This is a genomic window from Sphingobacterium alkalisoli (assembly GCF_005049105.1).
GTDB classification, from domain to species: domain Bacteria; phylum Bacteroidota; class Bacteroidia; order Sphingobacteriales; family Sphingobacteriaceae; genus Sphingobacterium; species Sphingobacterium alkalisoli.
The window spans coordinates 701,603-721,155 of sequence record NZ_SUKA01000001.1; the positions used below are offsets into that span (position 1 = coordinate 701,603).

The 19,553-nt window shown below is 42.2% G+C and carries 10 protein-coding genes; all 10 read left to right on the plus strand.

The features are described 5' to 3' along the window. The first annotated feature begins 324 nt into the window (after positions 1-324). Positions 325-3,504: a SusC/RagA family TonB-linked outer membrane protein gene (locus FAZ19_RS02585; protein ID WP_136819032.1), complete on the plus strand. Its 3,180-nt coding sequence runs from the start codon at positions 325-327 to the stop codon at positions 3,502-3,504. 20 nt (positions 3,505-3,524) lie between these two features. Further along, a complete protein-coding gene (locus FAZ19_RS02590) occupies positions 3,525-5,300 on the plus strand; it encodes a RagB/SusD family nutrient uptake outer membrane protein (protein ID WP_136819033.1) in 1,776 nt (591 codons plus the stop codon). A gap of 34 nt (positions 5,301-5,334) precedes the next feature. Next, on the plus strand, positions 5,335-6,642 hold the full coding sequence (locus tag FAZ19_RS02595; protein WP_169305545.1) for an alginate lyase family protein: 1,308 nt from the start codon (positions 5,335-5,337) through the stop codon (positions 6,640-6,642). A 97-nt stretch (positions 6,643-6,739) separates the two neighbouring features. Continuing rightward, complete coding sequence (locus FAZ19_RS02600; protein ID WP_136819034.1) at positions 6,740-8,266, plus strand: DUF4979 domain-containing protein; 1,527 nt, start codon at positions 6,740-6,742, stop codon at positions 8,264-8,266. Positions 8,267-8,468: 202 nt separating this feature from the next. Continuing rightward, on the plus strand, positions 8,469-9,581 hold the full coding sequence (locus FAZ19_RS02605) for a glycoside hydrolase family 88 protein (protein WP_244927451.1): 1,113 nt from the start codon (positions 8,469-8,471) through the stop codon (positions 9,579-9,581). 102 nt (positions 9,582-9,683) lie between these two features. Next, complete coding sequence (locus FAZ19_RS02610; protein WP_136819036.1) at positions 9,684-11,627, plus strand: glycoside hydrolase family 97 protein; 1,944 nt, start codon at positions 9,684-9,686, stop codon at positions 11,625-11,627. A 95-nt stretch (positions 11,628-11,722) separates the two neighbouring features. Beyond that, complete coding sequence (locus tag FAZ19_RS02615) at positions 11,723-13,150, plus strand: glycosyl hydrolase family 28 protein (RefSeq protein ID WP_136819037.1); 1,428 nt, start codon at positions 11,723-11,725, stop codon at positions 13,148-13,150. A 7-nt stretch (positions 13,151-13,157) separates the two neighbouring features. After that, positions 13,158-14,789: a hypothetical protein gene (locus FAZ19_RS02620; RefSeq protein ID WP_136819038.1), complete on the plus strand. Its 1,632-nt coding sequence runs from the start codon at positions 13,158-13,160 to the stop codon at positions 14,787-14,789. 50 nt (positions 14,790-14,839) lie between these two features. After that, positions 14,840-16,786 (plus strand): glycoside hydrolase family 127 protein, encoded by a 1,947-nt coding sequence (locus tag FAZ19_RS02625; protein ID WP_136819039.1) that lies wholly within the window; start codon positions 14,840-14,842, stop codon positions 16,784-16,786. An 18-nt stretch (positions 16,787-16,804) separates the two neighbouring features. Beyond that, complete coding sequence (locus FAZ19_RS02630) at positions 16,805-19,543, plus strand: hypothetical protein (protein ID WP_136819040.1); 2,739 nt, start codon at positions 16,805-16,807, stop codon at positions 19,541-19,543. Positions 19,544-19,553 lie beyond the last annotated feature (10 nt).

Genomic DNA, 19,553 nt, shown 5'->3' on the forward strand with positions numbered 1-19,553 from the left:
AGGTGTTTAAGTGTAGGGTTACAAATTGACTATTTTTATGAGACAAAATGACCTACCCATAGTTCAAATAAAGATACACTTTTGTCTTAATCCAATGACCAATCCCTAAGATGGGTCAACATTATAAACTTATACATTCAAATAATGAAAGAAAAATTAATACGTATCGGCTGGTGAATAGAAATTCATTGATTCCAAATTTCTAGCCTAAAAAGTGACTAGAGTGCTTCATTTTACACTTTCAAAATAATCAATTTATAAACAACTAAAAAAACGACTTATTTCATGTCAGTGAACCTTTTACCCAAAAATAAATTTTAAATTATGAACAAACAAGATAAAATCAGAAAGAGTCTTATAACTCTACTCCTTGCTGTTTATGCACTTTTTCTACCTCACTGGGCTTTTTCACAACAGGGACAAGTAAGCGGCGTGGTGAAAGATGCTTCGTCAGGAGAAGTGTTAGCAGGTGTGAGTGTCATAGTTGACGGTACAGCGATGACGAGCACCGATGAAAAGGGAGCATTTGAACTCACAAATATATCACCGGATAAAATAATTGCATTCTCTTATCTGGGTTATGGGCGGCTCACCCAACGGAGCGCCGCCTCGATGCAGATATTTCTTACTGCGCTAGATGGGGATGCTCTGGAAGAAGTAGTCGTGGTAGGCTATGGTACGCAGAAAAAGGCAACACTAACAGGTGCAATTGAGGTAGTGGGCAAAGAGGTTTTTGAGAATCGTGCCATTACTAATGTAGCATTAGCCCTGCAAGGGCAGACTCCAGGATTGGTTGTGACCCGTACATCGCCACGTCCAGGCAATGAGGGCTTGAATCTGGCTATCCGGGGTGCTTCTTCAGTAAATGGATCAAATCCATTGATCATTATCGATGGTGTACCTGCGCTGAATGCCTATGCTTTTCAAAACCTGAATCCGGATGACATCGAAAACGTGACGATATTGAAAGATGGTTCAGCTGCGATCTATGGTTCACGGGCCGCAAACGGCGTTATCTTAGTGACAACTAAGCAAGGCAAGGGAAAAGTATCTGTAGATTACACCGGTAATTTCCGTTTCAATACCAACGGCTTGGTCAATTATTCACCAAGTATGCAGGAATATGCGCAGATATGGCTTGAGGCAAACAAAGAAGAGGTTTCTCCGAATTGGTGGATCTGGGGAGAAGAAAATTTGAATAAGATGGCACAAGGCCACGAAGGAAAATATGATCTATTTAACACAGATTTCTATATCTATAATGCAAACCGTATCGAAGAAATGTTTGCAACCCGATACTCCTATCAACATAATCTAAGTTTGGCCGGTGGCACGGAGAAGTCTGGATATCGCATCTCATTAGGCTATGCGGACAATCAAGGTAATCTGGCTACAGCCTATGACGGTCAGAAGCAATACAACGCACGTTTTAATCACAATTATCAGGTGTCTGATAAATTTAAGTTAGAATCGTCCGTGAGTATTGTCAATGCGAATACGAGTATGCCTTCACGTGGATTGGGAAATATTTTATACTCTTTTGACATGCCTTTCTACCCTGCAAAAAACCCACTAGGACAATGGCTTGCACCTTTTAACGGAATCGACGGAGGGGCTATCAGGAATGCAGCAGCAACTACATCGGATGCTGGCCGGTATGATAAATATTCGTTAACAGGACGGGCAGACCTGAGAGCGACCTATGATATCTGGAATGGCATTTCTGTTGAAGGTTTAGCGTCGGTTCAAAATGAACGATTCACACATGAACATTACGTAGTTCCAGTCCAATTATACAATTGGTACGGTGTACCTGCGAATTATGCGTACAATACAGATGGCACAAATAATGCTTTTGCTGCCAGTGCATATTCCAGCTTTAGCCAGTATTATGAGGCGCTGGTTAGGTATAATAAGACGTTCCATAACCTACATAATTTCTCTGTCATGGCTGGTATCAATGCAGAGAAATTCAGTTCGCAAAACCTTAGCGCAAACCGTGTTGGCTTTGAAGATCTAGGCATCTATGATATTAGTCTGGGATCTGCTGAAACACAGACAAACGGCGGGAGTAAATCACTGAATGGACGCTATTCTTATTTATCCCGTCTAAATTACAATTATGACGAAAAATACATATTGGAATTAATTGGTCGTATGGACGGTAATTCCAGATTTGCAAAAGGCTACAAATTTAAAAACTTTGGGTCTGTACAGGCAGGCTGGGTGTTCTCTAAGGAAAATTTTATGAGTTCCTTAAGTGATATTGTGAATTTCGGTAAGATCCGAGCGAGCTATGCATCTACTGGTAATGCAGCCGATGGCTTGGCCGATTTTGATTATATTTCATTGATCAATACGGGTACAGCTGTACTTGGAAATCCAGCATCTCAACAGACAGCATCCGGCTTGGCAAACTCCGGCTTAATTAGCTACACCCGTACATGGGAAACCGTTTTACAGCAGAACATCGGTATGGATTTGGGATTTTTACAAAATCGTCTGACAGCATCCTTTGATGTGTACGAGAAGAGAAATATCGGCATGTTGGTCGGCGTGACCTACCCGTCCGTATTAGGTGGCTCAGCGCCTAGAACCAATAGTGGTAATTTTAATACCCGGGGATGGGAAATTGTCGTTGGCTGGAAAGAGAGAAAAGAAGATTTCTCGTACAATGTCTCCTTCAATATAGGCGATGCCAACACGTTGGTAAAGGGTGTTGAAAATGCAGATTCGTTTGGCGCAGGACGTAACGGTATTGTCAACGGATTTCCATGGCAGTCCTGGTTCCTGTACAAGACCGATGGTTTCTTCAAAGATCAGGCTGATGTGGATGCTTACTATGCTAAATATGGTGGTAGTGAGACGTTAGCTGCTATGAGCCCAGATAATCCGCAGACGACGCTTCGCCCAGGAGATACCAAGAAAGTAGATGTGGCAGGCACAGGTAATATCACAGCAGTAGGAAATGGCGCTAGTTCTTTGGTGTATATGGGAGATGGTAGGCCGCACTATACCTATGGTTTTAATTTGGGAGGTTCGTGGAAAGGTATTGATTTAAATATGTTCTTTCAAGGACATTTAAAGCAGAACATTATGCGCGATGGATACATGGCCTACCCTTTTCGAGGGATCTTTACCAATCAAAACCCTGCTTTTTTAGGACAAACATGGACAGCAGAAAATACGGACGCCACTTTTCCACGTTTGACGTCCTATCCGGCAAGGGCTGCATGGAACTATGCCAACAACGACTTTATGCTCCAGAACAGCCGATATATCCGATTGAAAACATTGGTACTAGGCTATACATTGCCGAAGGAATTTACTCAAAGAGCTAAATTAAGTAGAGTTCGTGTATACTTCTCGGGTAACGATCTTTGGGAGGCAACGACTATCAAGGATGGTTTTGATCCGGAAACGGGACAGAATGCTACCGATGGTGACAGTGCTGGATACCCATTTGCTCGCACCTGGTCTTTTGGTGTAAATATTGGATTTTAATAACCTGAAACGATAAAAAAATGAAAACGATATTCAATTACATAGTATTGGGTGGCTTATGTTTAGGCATGTCATCTTGCCAGGGTGATTTTCTTGACCTTGAACCGCCTGCCCAGTTTTCGGATGTGGTCTATTTTAAGAAAGCAAGTGATTTCAAAGCTTTTTCCGCTTCTTTCTATGGACAATTGCAAGGATGGAGTTTTGCAAATATGGACAACAGCTCAGATCTCTCCGCTAATTCCAACAGCAACGGCTACGCACAAGGTTATGGAACAATCGCAGTAGGGGGAGGTAGCTGGGATTACGGAGGTATTCGCACCTGCAACATCCTTTTGGAAAAAGCAGCTGCTTATACAGGTGCGGATAATATTACGCAACATGTGGGGGAGGCATTGTTCTTTCGTGCTTACAATTATTTTAACCTGCTTAAAACTTATGGAGGCGTACCGCTCGTTACGACAGCATTGGATGTCGATTCACCAGAACTGTACGGGAAGCGCAATAGCCGCTATGAAGTAGTTGCACAGATATTAGTTGATTTGGACAACGCTATAGATCAATTACCTACTGAACAAAATATTCCGACACAGGATAAAGGAAGAGTGAGCAAATGGGCGGCAAAAGCATTAAAAGCACAGGTGCAACTGTACGAAGCCACTTGGGAAAAATATAACGGCCAATCTTTTGATGGAGATGGTGTTACAAAAGGGGGAGGTACAGCAGGATATGATCCTGCAAATGTAAATAGATATCTGACAGATGCCGTGGCACAATGCGAGGATATTATCAATCAGGGAGGATATGAACTGTGGAATAAGAATGGCGACTCAGAAATGACAAATATGAGTTCCTGGTATTTGTTCAACCTGGAAGACGAAGAATCCAATCCAGGGGGGTATGATAAAACAAGTAATAAGGAATTTATCTTGTACAGTATTTACGACTTTACATTGAGACAGTCCCGTATGAATATATCCTGGACATCTTGGCAGCTTTATCCGAGTCGCAAATTTGTGGATATGGTAGTCTGTACAGACGGTCTTCCTCCAGAGAAATCATCTTTATTTCAAGGATATCATACCGTAAACTCCGAATTCCAAAGCAGGGATTTGCGTTTGCTGAACTACCTGTATGGGTCTGCTACGGCACCTGCATCTGTTGTCCTAAACTTTGGAGGTCAGGGATTTAGTGGTTATAGTAACAGTAAGTACGCGGTACTGGGGCACGGTGTCCGCCGAAAAGACAATGAAGAATCCGCCAACTGGCCGATTATCCGTCTGGCGGAAGTATATCTGACGTATGCAGAGGCTTTGTATGAGTTGAACGGATCCATTACAGACGCGCAGTTAAATAATTCGATCAATAGACTGAGAATGAGGGCCAATGTGGCTTCTTTGAGCAATGCATTAGCAACAACGAATAATCTGGACCTGTTGCAAGAAATTAGAAGAGAACGCGCTGTAGAATTATATCGTGAAGGTAAACGTTTCGATGACCTGAAACGTTGGGGAATCCTTGAAGAGTCCTTGAATCCTTCACGTTTGGGCAGAGTAGTCGGTAACGGTAGCAATTATACCACACCATTTAAGGATGCATCCGGAAATCCAACAGCGGCATATGTTCCGTCATCGTACATCTGGGGTGAGGAAGAAGTGGAAACACCCGAAGGTATGCTGAAATGTGTCGTTGTTTCGAGCTCCATTAACCATTCCGTGTCAGCGAAACATTATCTGTACCCGATACCAGAACAGCAAAGAGTATTGAATAATGCACTGTTACAGAACCCTGGATACTAAAAGAAATCATTTACACAGAATTAATCGGTAGATTATGAAAATATTTAAAATTAATATTCGAAAAAGTGTCCTGGCAATGGTGGCAGGTACAATGATCACAACAGGTTGTGCCTACGAAGTGGCAGAGATTGTTAGGCCAGATATAAATAAGACGGAGGATCCTGTTGCGGTTTTGAAGATCGATACGTTGCCGCCTTCGGTTCCGATAGAGCATGTAGGTGGACTGCATACCGAAGCTGATTTTACCCGCATTAAGACGAAGCTCGCTGCTGGTGACGAAAGGATCACGGCCGGATGGAACAAGCTTACCGCTAATAGTCATGCACAAGCAACCTATACGGCAAATCCAGTAGTGAAACTGGTGCGTGGAGGGGGCAGCAGGGAAGAGCCAGATCCCGACAACTACTCGAGAGCAATGAACGATGTAGCAGCGGCCTATCAGCTTGCTTTAAGATGGAAAATCTCAGGAGACGATGCGTATGCTCAGGCAGCTGTTAATATCCTCAATGCCTGGGCCTCAACCTGTGAAAGAATTAGTGGAGACACGAATACGGCATTAGCCGGAGGAATCTACGGCTATCAGTTTGCTGTAGCCGCGGAGTTACTCAGGGATTATCCAGGGTGGAATATCGAAGAATTTGAAGCATATAAAAAATGGATGAAAGATGTATTCTATAGTCTGAATATGGCTTTCTTAACTTCTCATTGGGGCACCTGTGACTCTCATTATTGGGCGAATTGGGACTTAGTCAATTTGGCTTCTGTGATGGCGATTGGTATACTGACCGACAACCGATCTATTTACAATTACGCAGTAGATTATTTACAAAATGGCAACGGAAACGGTAATTGGTATAAGGCAATCAATCATGTATTTGATGGTGAGAATGACGGTTTAGCTCAAATCCAGGAAAGTGGTCGTGATCAAGGTCACACGGTGATGGTGATCGGTATTCTTGGCCACATCGCACAACTGGCATGGAATCAAGGAGATGATTTTTATGGTCTGGACGATAATCGGTATTTAAAAGCTAGCGAGTATGTAGCAAAATACAATGTAGCTAATTTAGAGGTTCCCTTTCACGAATATACACGCAAATGGGCAGCTAATTGCGCGCAAACCGAGGTGCATACACAGATTAGTAGTGTAGGTAAGGGGGCAAATAGACCCATATGGGCAGGACCGTATTACCATTATACAAAAATCAAAGGAAAACAGGCCATATACACTGGATTAGGTGTGGAGTCGGTACACCCTGAAGGCGGTGGCGGTGATTACGGTCCGAATAGCGGTGGTTTTGACCAGTTGGGCTTTGGTACGTTAATGTATACATTGGATTGATAGTTCTGGAACAAAAATGTTAGAATATGAGATGCTTATGTTTCCAAAAACACACATGAGTATTCCATATGGCAATTAAAAAACAAATTATACTTATATGAAAAGTTTAGATCATTCAAGACTTACTATTTTCATGGTGCTCTTTGTCGGTATTATTTTGGGCGCCTGTGAGAAGGGGCCAAATTTTAGGGAGTTTGTTTATCCGGCTCCGATAGTTGATGATTTTTATCCTAAACAAGGTTATATCGGAAGTACGATTACCATTGAAGGAGCCGATTTTGGAACGACTATTAAGGCTGTTAAAATTTTTTTTGGAGGTATACAAGCTGCAGACCCGATTGTGGTAGAAAATAATAAAATTGAAGTATTGGTGCCTGAAAATGCTGTTTCTGGTAAAGTCACGGTGGATATTTACGGAAAGCAAGATGAAGCGGCGGCTGATTTTGTCCTTATGCCATCGGCTAGGATTATCGGCGCCAGTACAGATAAGGCCAACGAAGGGGACGAAGTCACGATTACCGGAGAAAATTTTGGAACAGATATTTCTCTTATACAGGTATTTATCGGTGCGGAGGAATATGAGGCTGAGATCATTGCGGTAGAAGAAACGGCGATCCGGTTTCTAACGCCAAACGTACCGTCAGGTAGTATTATAGCTGTTGTAGATGGGCAGCATTTAGTCGGCCCGTACCTAATGGTGGGTATCGAAAAAATAGGCGGTACCTTGATCGGGCATACGGGATCTTGGGGCAATAATGCTGCTACGACGATTCAAGCTGCGGTAGATGGAGACATCACCACATTTGTAGATGGGCCTACTGCCATAGGATATGTAGGCTATGACCTGGGAGAAGGCAAGGCTACCAGTTTAAAATCAGTTCGCTATGTGCCACGTACCACCCATGCCTCACGTATGAACGGTGGTGAGATTCGTGGGTCTAATGATCCGTCATTGTCAACCTATACTGTATTGCATACGATTAACGGAACACCGGCTACAGGTGTCTATACGGAAGTCAATATAGAAACGGAAGAAGAGTATCGGTATATCTACTATTATACAGCTAATGGGAATGGTAATATTGCCGAAATTGAATTTTATGGTAACGTGGTGGAGAAGATAGCGCCAGTAGGATCACTAATCTGGGTATTTAATATGGATGGACAAAATTGGGGTTGGGAACCTCAGCAGAGTCCTACGGCATGGTCTGTAGGAGGAGGAGCACTTCAGGTAACATTTAGCCAAACCTCAGGTAATAAACGTTCTGATCTGATGCAAAAGACCTTGCCAGTGAAAGTACACACGGGTAACTACCCAATCATCGCGATGAAAATGGACAAACCGGAAGGGGCACGTATTACCTTTGATACCAATAATGGATCATTTGGTAATGGCTTCAATAAGTACTCGACCGATTATGCCGATCAGCGTGTTTATTATTGGGATATGTCTACCTTAAGTCTGGGAAGTGGTGCTGTACGTACGAATGAAGAAATCAGTTTCACGACATTTCAATTTAAAATTGCGGATATCCCTGCAGCAGACCCCGCTACAGGTTATAAGATATATTGGATAAGAACATTTCAAAGTAAAGAGAAACTGGCCGAGTTCTTAGGGCTATAGAGGTGTTGTATTAATTAAAAAGATAGACTCTTACAACTAAAGTATTGGAAAGAGCTATCTTTTATAAAGAAAGAGTTTTTTAACCGAGACAGAAAAGAGAATACAATAATACTATATGGGAATCAATTTAAAATTTAATGTGCAGAAGCTTTTAGCAATTACTATACTTCTTGGATCTATCGCATGTGATAGAAGAGTTCCAATGAACACGTCTATTGAAAATGAATATATTGTCAATCAACTTCAATCAACCATATCACAAATACCGGAGTCATTGCCCAATATTCCACGTAATATACGGGAAGACGGGAAGACCTGGCGCTTTGTAAGTTATCAGGACTGGACAAGTGGCTTTTGGGCTGGGCAGTTGTGGTATGCGTATGAGCTAACTGGAAAAATAGGTTTACGTGACGAGGCTGATCGCTTTACAATGCAACTTGAGCCATTGGCATACGAGCCTGTCATCGACCATGATATCGGTTTTCAGATTTTTAATTCATATGGTCATGCGTATCGCTTAACAGGAGATACATCCTACAAGGAGGTGATTATTGCAGCGGCAGATTCTTTAGCCACTCTTTACAATCCTAAAGTAGGGACGATCCTATCGTGGCCGCGTTCTGTTCCGAATATGGATTGGCCGCACCACAACACTATTATCGATAACATGATTAATTTGGAACTGTTATTCTGGGCATCCAAAAACGGAGGGGCTGATTCGTTATACGATATAGCAGTAAGACATGCCGAAACGACCATGGAGAATCATTTTAGAAAAGATCACACTAGCTTTCATGTCGTGATTTATGACAAAGATTCAGGTAAAGTACGCAAGCAGATTACTCACCAGGGAATAGCTAATGAAAGTCTGTGGGCAAGGGGACAATCTTGGGCGATATACGGATATACCATGGTATATCGTGAGACCAGGGATCCTAAATTCTTGGATTTTGCCCAAAAAGTGACAGATGTGTATCTAGATCGTTTGCCAGATGATTTGATACCCTTTTGGGATTTTGATGACCCGAAGATTCCTGATGCTCCCCGGGATGCGTCTGCGGCGGCTGTCGTAGCGTCGGCACTCTACGAACTCTCCCAGTATGTGAAGCCCCAAAAAAGGGAAGTCTATTTGGAAAAGGCGAATGGTATGTTGAATGCGCTCAGCAGCTCCTATAAATCCGGTTCTAAGAACAGTGCCTTAATAAAGCATGTTACGGGACATTTACCTGGGGGTACGGAGATCAATACGTCCATCAATTACGCTGATTATTATTATCTGGAGGCATTGTTGAAATACAAAAACTATACGAATTAATTAACGACGGAGTACATTTACAAATTTTGTAGTGACCGCCGATATGGGTTTTAGAACAGATTTAGTAGGAAATGGGAATTAAATAGTATTAATTTTATTTAGATGAAGTATTTAGTATTTGTATTTGTTTTTTTGACTAGCTTAACTCGCGGGGCCGCCCAATCGGGTAGAAGTCTGCATAATTGGCAATTGAACTCTCCAGATGGCCAGTATACTGTCCATATTTCGCAATATGAAACGGCGACGGACAAAAGACAACTATATTATTCGATAGATTATAAAGGGAAAAATATTCTCAAGTCCTCCACTCTCGGAATACATTTGGAAAACCAATTGTTTGAATCGGCACTTGGTATAGAAAACGACCCCTCGGAGTGGTGGTGTGAAAACCTGGATTTTGTATCTGAATCAAGAGAAGAGATAAAAAATAGTTGGGAGCCATTATATGGTGAGCGACAGAAGGTACGGAATCATTATAACGAGCTGGTATTGAAGTTCACAAAGTTTGGAGAAGGAAATTCATTAGCTGAAGGACAACATGGTACTAGCTATGATAAGCGGCGTAGCTACGAAATGCACCTAGTTTTCAGGACGTTTGACGAAGGTGTGGCCTTTCGCTATCATTTTCCGGAAAGCAGCAACGGCTTATTTCTGCATATCGTGGGCGAGCAGACCGAATTTGCCTTTGAACCTGGCGCGTTGGCCTACTATGAGCGATGGGCACAGGGCCCTTACTCGGTGAAGCAATTAGCAGATTGGAAAGATGAAAGTGAACGCCCCTTAACCCTAAAGTTGAAAAACGGTTTGTATGTCTCGCTATTAGAAGCACAAATGATAGACTATGCACGCACAAAATTTAAATTACATCCTACTAAGAAAAATACATTAGTAGCATCTATTTACGATAACGTAGATGCTATTAGTCCGTTTTCGACCTCATGGCGTTTAATTATGGCTGCCGAACAACCTGGGCAATTGATCGAAAACAACGATATTGTGCTTAATCTCAATGCACCAAATGTGATCGAAAATACGTCTTGGATCAAACCCGGTAAAGTTATACGGTCAAACCTGACGACAGCTGATGCCATGGAATGTATTGATTTTGCTGCAGAACGTGGACTGCAATATGTGCATTTAGACGCCGGGTGGTACGGAACAGAAATGAAAGTCAATTCGGACGCCACAAAAGTTGTGGAAAACCGCGATATTGACATGCAACAGATCATCAATTATGGAGCTACAAAAGGCATAGGGATATTTGTGTATGTCAATCAACGGGCGTTGTATGGTAATCTGGATACACTTTTTTCGCTTTACCAAAAATGGGGATTGAAAGGGGTCAAATTTGGGTTTGTACAGGTCGGCTCAAACCGGTGGTCTACCTGGCTGCACGATGCGGTGAAGAAGGCAGCAGAATACCAGCTCTTAGTGGATATCCACGACGAGTACCGGCCCACAGGATTCAGCCGCACTTATCCTAATATGCTTACCCAGGAAGGTATTAGAGGAAATGAGGAGATGCCGGATGCCACCCACAATACGATATTGCCTTTTACGAGGTTTTTGGCTGGTGCCGGCGATTATACGCTATGTTATTACAATAATCGCATTAAAACGACTAGAGCCCATCAATTGGCGCTGTCGGTAATTTATTACAGTCCCTTGCAGTTTTTGTACTGGTATGATAAACCAATCCACTACAAGGGCGAACCGGAAATAGCGTTTTTTGACAAGGTAAAAACAGTCTGGGATGACACGAAGGTGCTCAATGGAGAGATTGGTGAATACATCACGATGGCTAGGCGTAGTGGCGAGGAATGGTTCATCGGAGCCATCGGCAATAACGATTCCCAAAAGATTACTGTGCCTTTCGATTTTCTGGAACAAGGTAAAAAGTATATGGCAGAGGTTTATGTAGATGATGATGAGGTCAATACACGAACAAAAGTAGGTGTGTTAAAGATCGAGGTAGATGCGACAGTTGTCCAACTGTTTGAATTAAAGAAAAGTGGCGGCGTGGCGATACATGTATATCCTAAATAAAAATACGTCATACTTCCTTTTCACAACGAAAAGATGTGTTTACCACAAACTGTTAACAGGATATTAATTTGGATAGATACTTAAAATATAGAATAATGAGAGATTTTTTATTTGTAATATACCTTTTGTTTGGTTTGACCCTTGTTTCTTACGGTAAAGAAGAAGATAAGTTGGTGGTCTACGATGCTCCACAAGGGGCTTTGTTGAATGATGATTTTGTGGTGAAAGTTAAAAACCCGAATGGCTCTTGGAAAGGCATTCCAAGTTATTTGGTTAAAGTGGATGAGGTTCGGAATACACAGCACCACGTAGAAAATGCGTCGATGGCTTTTTTTGACTTTTCGGGTGAAGTTGAAATTTCGGTGATTTATACCAAGGGAGATATCCATAAGGCACGTATCAGGCCTCTTTCTTATGGGGTTACCCCGAAAATCGCCGGAAATACGCTAACATTCAGGTTAAAAGACGTGGCTAATCTTTCGGTAGAGATCAACGATGACATCTTCCATAACCTGCATCTTTTTGCCAATCCCTTGATGACGGATAGACCAGATAAAAATAAAAAGGACGTGATCTATTTCGGACCGGGAATCCATGAATTTGAAGGAGGTAAATTAGACGTACCATCAAACAGTACCGTATATGTTGATGGAGGTGCCGTATTAAGGGGGCAACTCCTGGTGCATAATGCTAAGAATGTGAAGATCATCGGCAGAGGTATGGTTGAACATACCGTGAAAATGGGTATTCATATTGCGAGATCCGAAAATGTATTGGTAGAAGATCTATTCGTGACGCAATGTGCCACAGGTGGATCGAAAAATGTGACCATCCGAAACGTGAAGAGCATTAGCTACTACGGTTGGGGTGATGGGTTGAATGTCTTTGCAAGCAGCAATGTACATTATGACCGGGTTTTTTGCCGTAATTCGGACGATTGTACGACGGTCTATGCTACACGGAAAGACTTTAAAGGCGGGGCTAGAAATATCACAATGGAAAACTCTACCCTGTGGGCTGATGTCGCACACCCGATTTTCATCGGAATTCACGGCAATGCAGACAGACCGGATACGATCGAAAACCTGATTTACCGCAACATAGATATTCTGGATCACAAAGAAGTGCAACTGGATTACCAGGGTTGCTTAGCCATCAATGCAGGCGACAATAATATCATACGTAATGTGACATTTGAGAATATTCGTATCGAGGATTTCCGGCAAGGTCAGCTCGTTAATGTCCGTATTTTCTTCAACGAGAAGTACTGCCCCGCACCGGGCCAATCCATTGAAAATATCCTGTTTAAGGATATTTTCTACAATGGTACCGGAGATGAAATATCTATAATTGCTGGCTACAATGAGGAGCGGAAAATCAAAAATATTACGTTCCAAAACTTGAGGATTAATGGAACGCTGATTACCGATGATATGGCGGATAAGCCAAAATGGTATAAGACAGGTGATATGGCTCGCATCTTTATCGGAGAGCATGTCGAAAATATTCAGTTTATTCCTTGACTACGTAATGAAGAAGACTATAAAAAGAAATTCAGGCTTCCAACTCCTCTATGTACTGATGTTGCTGTGTTTTACAACACATGCTCAAGAAACGGTGGTGTGGCAGTGGTCTGTAGCTTTAAAGGGATATGTATCCGATGAAACGCAAAGTAATCCGACGGCATTTTTGTGGATTCCAGAAGATTGTAACCAGATAAGGGCAATAGTGTTTAGCCAGCAGAACATGTGTGAAGAAACCCTCTTTGAGCATGTCAACTTTCGCAAAACGATGTCGGAACTTGGATTTGCTATCGTTTGGGTTTCACCGGGCATCGATTATCAATGGAACACAGCGACTGGTTGTCAGGATGTTTTCGACAATATGCTGGAGGATTTAGCTGATGTCAGTGGTTACACGGAAATAAAGCATGCACCGATTGTTCCATTAGGACATTCAGCGATGGCTACTTTCCCCTGGAATTTTGCAGCGTGGAACTCAGAGCGTACATTGGCGGTGGTTTCCTATAAAGGTGATGCGCCCCGTACTAATCTGACCGGATACGGAAGGGAGAATCTGGAATGGGGAAGAACACGGAATATTGATGGTATACCGGGCTTGATGATAGAAGGCGAATACGAATGGTGGGAAGCCCGTGTAAATCCGGCACTGGCGTTCCGCATGGTGTACCCCGAAAGCTGTATTTCATTTCTGTATGATAGGGGACAGGGACATTTTGATGTGTCAGACAAAGTCGTAGATTATATTTCCCTTTTCCTGCGAAAAGCCGCAAAATATCGCTTGCCGGAAAATCAACCCTTGGACAAGCCTGTAGAGTTGACAAAAATAAATCCTAAAGACGGGTGGCTGGCTGAACGCTGGACTTCCAATTTTAAAAATCGTGCAAAAGCAACTCCTTTCTCTCTATACCAAGGAAATGAACATGATGCTTTCTGGTATTTTGATCAGGAAGTGGCAGAAGCGACAGAAAACTATTATAAAGAATTTCCGGACAAGGAAATGCGATACATAACATTCTCCCTAAATGGAAGACTGGTACGGTTTGAAGCATCATCGCATGCACAATATACGGCAAACGTGGAATTACAAGAAAATCTTACGTTTAATATAGCCGCTATGTTGACTGATTCGTCGCGTACCCAGCCGATGATCAATTCTTCTCTAAAAGAAAAAATCTGGATATCAAAAATTAGCGGTCCGGTGAAGCAATTGAACGACGCCACTTTTGTACTCGATTTTTATCGGATGGGAGTGAATAACCCGCGGCGAACAGGCGATATCTGGTTGCTTGCACATAGTGAAGAAGATAGTCGTTTTAAAAGTGTTGTCCAACAGATCAATATAAAGGTTCCCTATCCGCTGGATAAAGGAGAAAGGCAATATATTCTGTTTCCAGGCTTGTCGGACGTTAGACATGGAACGGAACAGGTAGAATTGAACGCGACCAGCGATAAGGGTTTGGATGTTTCTTATTACGTAAAAGAAGGACCCGCCAAGATAGAAGGAAATAAATTGGTTTTTACGAAGCTTCCACCACGCGCAAAGTTCCCGGTCAAGGTAACGGTTGTGGCTTGGCAGTATGGTTTAAAGGATAGCATGCAAAGCGTATCTCCTGCAGAACGTAGCTTTTATATTCAATGATAATATGTTGCAACTAAATTTAATGCAATAGGTGAAAAATCGTGAAAAATATGTTTATAAAAAAGAAGCATTTATTAGTTGGGTTTGGATTGTTATTAGGAGGAATAACAAATGCACAATCCATTTATCCGGGACAGCATAATGGCAAAATCACAAAAGACGTTACAGCTGAAATTAAAGCCTATAGCTTTGATATGCAGGATGTCCGTTTACTACCCTCTATTTTCCGTGAGAATATGGAACGTGAAAGCGAATGGATTCTATCATTAGAGGCTACAAGTCTATTACAGAGTTTTCGAAATACAGCCGGTGTTTTCTCCAGTCGGGAAGGGGGCTATATGACGGTGAAGAAATTGGGCGGATGGGAGTCCTTGGATTGTGATCTAAGAGGCCACAGCACCGGGCATATCCTATCGGCACTATCCTACTTATATGCTTCTACCGGAGACGAACGTTATAAATTAAAAGGAGATAGTCTGGTAGGTGGTTTGGCAGAGGTGCAAATAGCTTTGGAAGATATAGGACAAAAAGGCTATATCAGTGCCTATCCCGAATATTTAATTAACCGTAATATCGCAGGACAGTCTGTCTGGGCACCTTGGTATACATTGCATAAGATTTATGCGGGGCTTATCGATCAGTATTTGTATGCTCAAAATGCACAAGCGCTGGAGGTAATGAAAAAAGCGGCATCTTGGGCTTATCAAAAATTAAAACCATTGACAACAGAACAACGAGCTTTAATGCTTCGAAATGAGTTTGGTGGCGTAAACGAGGCTTTTTACAATTTATATTCCATTACAGGTTCGGCCGAACATAAAGAATTGGCTGAATTTTTCTACCATAATGATGTGATTGACCCTTTGGCATCGGAAGAAGCAGATCTCTATTTCAAACATGCAAATACTTTTATTCCGAAAGTTATCGGCGAAGCGCGTAACTACGAACTACATAATACCCCGCGAGCACGTAATATCGCTCGTTTCTTTTGGAACACGGTGGTCAATCACCAGACCTATGCAACGGGCGGTAACAGCCATAAAGAGAAATTTATCCATGCGGATAGTATTTCTAAAAACTTAACGGGATATACACAAGAGACCTGTAACACCAACAATATGTTGAAATTGACACGTCATCTATTTACCTGGGATGCCAATCCGGTGTATGCCGATTATTACGAACGCGCCTTGTATAACCATCTTCTAGGGCAACAAGATCCGGAATCAGGTATGGTAGCTTACTTTTTGCCTTTATTGCCCGGCGCACATAAAGTATATAGTACGCCAGCGAATTCCTTTTGGTGTTGTGTGGGGACGGGCTTTGAGAACCACGCCAAATATGGTGAAGCCATATACTACAAAAATGATGAGGGTTTGTATGTCAATCTGTTTATCCCATCGGAACTGCATTGGAAAGAAAAAGGCGTGAAGCTAACGCAAGAAACGAATTTTCCAGCGGAAGAAACGGTACATTTCAAGGTCTCTTCGACCTCGAATACCAAATGGAAACTTCATTTGCGTTATCCATATTGGGCTTCAGCAGTGAGCATAAAAGTAAATGGTAGAGCTATTAAGGTAAAACAAACACCTTCATCTTACATGACGATTGAGAGAGTATGGAAAGATGGTGACCTGATCGAAGTGAATTATCCGATGAACCTACATATCGCGGAAGCAAATGATGATCCGAAAAAAGCTGCCATTATGTATGGACCGTTAGTATTAGCAGGTGTGATGGGAACCGAAGGGATGACTGGCTTAGCACCTTTCTCTGATCCTACAGAATATAACGACTACTATACCTATGATTACAAGGTGCCGGCAGACTTAAAGACCTCTTTGCAACTCGACCGAAAAGAGCTGACAAAATTCATCAAACCGATAACGGGCGAACCATTGGCTTTTACGACAGCGAATGAAGAGGATATTGTACGATTAGAACCTATCCATCAGATCCATCGTCAACGCTATGTGGTATATTGGGATTTGAAATAGAAAAGAAATTCAGCAGATATGAAAAGATTTTATTTACTTATAGGGGTATTAACTATTGGACGTTTTCTCTATGCGCAGCAGATACCGCTGCCCGAAACATTGCCCCAGACAAGACCCCGGTTATTGACTAATCCCGCGGAGAAGGAACCGCTATTACAAAAAATTCAGCAAGAAAAATGGGCAAAAGAGATATTTGAAGGGATAAAGAATAGGGTGGATGTATATGTAGAACGTACTGCCGACGAACCGGATTGGCTGTACTCTCGATTGATGATGTACTGGAAAAGTAAAGCTACAAATGTATATATCAATGGTGGTGTATATGTCCGTGCCGATGGTGAAGCTCCCGTACCCACAGTTCGCTTTGGCAGTACCCGGGGAGTTGGTTCACCTATCAAAAGGCCAAAATTAGAAGACATTATACCGTATATGGATGATACGAAAGGTGTTTATTTCCATAATACGGCCAAAGCCGGAAATCCATTAGAATGGGCAGATCAGGCAACAGTGTCAGGAGCACAGATAGAGAGCGTCAATCATGAAATCATTCGGATCGGCCGGGATGCAGCATTTGTGTATTGGACCACAGGAGAAAAAAAGTATGCAAAATTAGCTTATGACGTGTTCAATACATACATGATGGGTATGTACCATCGCAATGAGCCTAGAGATTTAGGGAATGGCCATGCGCAGACGTTGGTAGCGATGACTACTTTTGAAGTTATCCAGGAAGGTGTTCTTCCCGATCTGGCGGAATATTACGACTTTCTGCATGGGTATATCCAAGCCCATCATGCCGATAAAATAGTGCTATTTGAAAGCGCCTTCAAAAAATGGATCGATGTCACTATCAAAAATGGTGTCCCCCATAATAACTGGAACCTGCATGGCGATAAGTTCATTTTGCCGGTTGCGATGGTATTGGAAGACAACAAAAGCTACGAAGATGGTAAGGGAAGAGAATACTATATTGATTATATTTTTAATCGTAATTCCCCCCGTCAATGGGCCATTCCCCGCTTGATGGAATACGGCTATGACTTTAATAGCGGGATATGGAACGAATGCCCGGGATATGCGCAAAGTGTAACCAGCATATTCATGGATTTTATTGTTCACTATGACCATACGTTCCATCAAAATCTACTTCCTTATATGCCTGTAATGCGTAAAGCGGTAGATGTATTGCCACAATATCTTTTTCCTAACGGTCAGACCACGGCATTCGGGGATTCTTATTATGGAAGCGTCAATACTTCGTCGATGCATAATATGATTCGTATGGCACAGAAATACAACAATTCAACAGATGAAGCACATTATACGCGTATGTATAAATTGTTCAGTGGAGAACAGAAAGACAGTTCGGTGAGTCTTAGAAAATATCCTGCACGGGTTTCTTCATTCTTTTCCAGTACACCGATTTCTCTCCGAAAAGATGTATCTAAGGGAAGCCTGAGCGATTATATCACCCAAACTTTTTATGCGCCTACTGTCAGTTGGTTTGTACAGCGGAATAAATTTACCGATCCCGAAAATGGGATGATGATTTCGCAATATGGTTCTTTGGGGAATCATGCGCATTCCAATGGTATTGCTATGGAGTTATATGGTAAAGGTTACGTATTGGGAGCAGAATCTGGCATCGGGTCTTCTTATTTTGAAAAGCCCTATTTGGAATACTATTCACAATTTCCGGCACATAATACCGTCATGGTAGACGGGATTTCCAAGTATCCGGAGATGTTGAGTAATCATCCATTTGATCTGCTGGGGCACTATCCTGCTTCTGGCAAGAAAGAAGGATACTATCCTGATATGACCTATTCGGATGTATATTTCCTGGAGCCGGAAAGCAGGAGCGATCAAAGACGTACATTAGGAATTGTTCGAACCGGAGAAAGTAGCGGGTATTATGTCGATATTTTCCGTTCAAAAAAGCAACGTCAGGGCGACAAATTCCATGATTATTTCTATCACAACCTTGGTCAGGAACTTTTTGTCAAAGATATGCATGGCAAAGAACTTGATCTGCAACCCAATAACGAAATGGCCTTTGCGGGCGGACATTTGTTTGCACTCGACTATATGTGGGACAAACGTTCGGCTCGTACAGATAAAGATTACCAGACGGAATGGAAAATGAGCCGTCCGGACAGCAACCATTTGTACATGAACCTCTGGATGAAAGGTTATGCCAACCGGGAAGTTTTTTCAATCAAAGCTCCCCCTACCAAAGCATTCAGACCCAATCATGGATTACCTTATGATGTGCTATCATCTCCGTTTCTAACCATCGCTGCACGACAGCACGGAGAAGCGTGGAACAGGCCTTTTGTATCTATATTTGAACCTTATACCGAAGAAGAAGGAAGGTCTATCACCTCTATACAGTCATTTGAGGTGGAAGGAAGTTCTCCGGATTTTGTAGGATTGGAAGTAATAAGCAAACATGGTCAGGTAGATTATATTTTTTCGTCCGTTGTTGAAGAAAAAGTCCATTATAAAAAAATGACTGTTGAGGCGACTTATGGAATAATTCGTGAAAAAGGGAGTGATTTTACCTTGTTTTTAGGAAATGGAACGCATATCGAAGCCTATGGATTGAGGATAGAAAGTGAGCAGGCAACCAATGCAGTAGTGGAATACCGCAACGGTAAATATTTTGTAAATGCGGAAAGCCCCATTACCATACGTAATACTAAAGGTAAAAAGATTAAATTGGATGCCCCGGATTTCGGCGAAATCAAGCTGTAGGAGATTAAAT

What these genes read in the sequence shown, in the direction of transcription:
- FAZ19_RS02585 (WP_136819032.1), top strand. Translation starts at nt 325, where the DNA reads ATGAACAAACAAGATAAAATCAGAAAGAGTCTTATAACTCTACTCCTT.
- FAZ19_RS02590 (WP_136819033.1), top strand. Translation starts at nt 3,525, where the DNA reads ATGAAAACGATATTCAATTACATAGTATTGGGTGGCTTATGTTTAGGC.
- FAZ19_RS02595 (WP_169305545.1), top strand. Translation starts at nt 5,335, where the DNA reads ATGAAAATATTTAAAATTAATATTCGAAAAAGTGTCCTGGCAATGGTG.
- FAZ19_RS02600 (WP_136819034.1), top strand. Translation starts at nt 6,740, where the DNA reads ATGAAAAGTTTAGATCATTCAAGACTTACTATTTTCATGGTGCTCTTT.
- FAZ19_RS02605 (WP_244927451.1), top strand. Translation starts at nt 8,469, where the DNA reads ATGAACACGTCTATTGAAAATGAATATATTGTCAATCAACTTCAATCA.
- FAZ19_RS02610 (WP_136819036.1), top strand. Translation starts at nt 9,684, where the DNA reads ATGAAGTATTTAGTATTTGTATTTGTTTTTTTGACTAGCTTAACTCGC.
- FAZ19_RS02615 (WP_136819037.1), top strand. Translation starts at nt 11,723, where the DNA reads ATGAGAGATTTTTTATTTGTAATATACCTTTTGTTTGGTTTGACCCTT.
- FAZ19_RS02620 (WP_136819038.1), top strand. Translation starts at nt 13,158, where the DNA reads ATGAAGAAGACTATAAAAAGAAATTCAGGCTTCCAACTCCTCTATGTA.
- FAZ19_RS02625 (WP_136819039.1), top strand. Translation starts at nt 14,840, where the DNA reads ATGTTTATAAAAAAGAAGCATTTATTAGTTGGGTTTGGATTGTTATTA.
- FAZ19_RS02630 (WP_136819040.1), top strand. Translation starts at nt 16,805, where the DNA reads ATGAAAAGATTTTATTTACTTATAGGGGTATTAACTATTGGACGTTTT.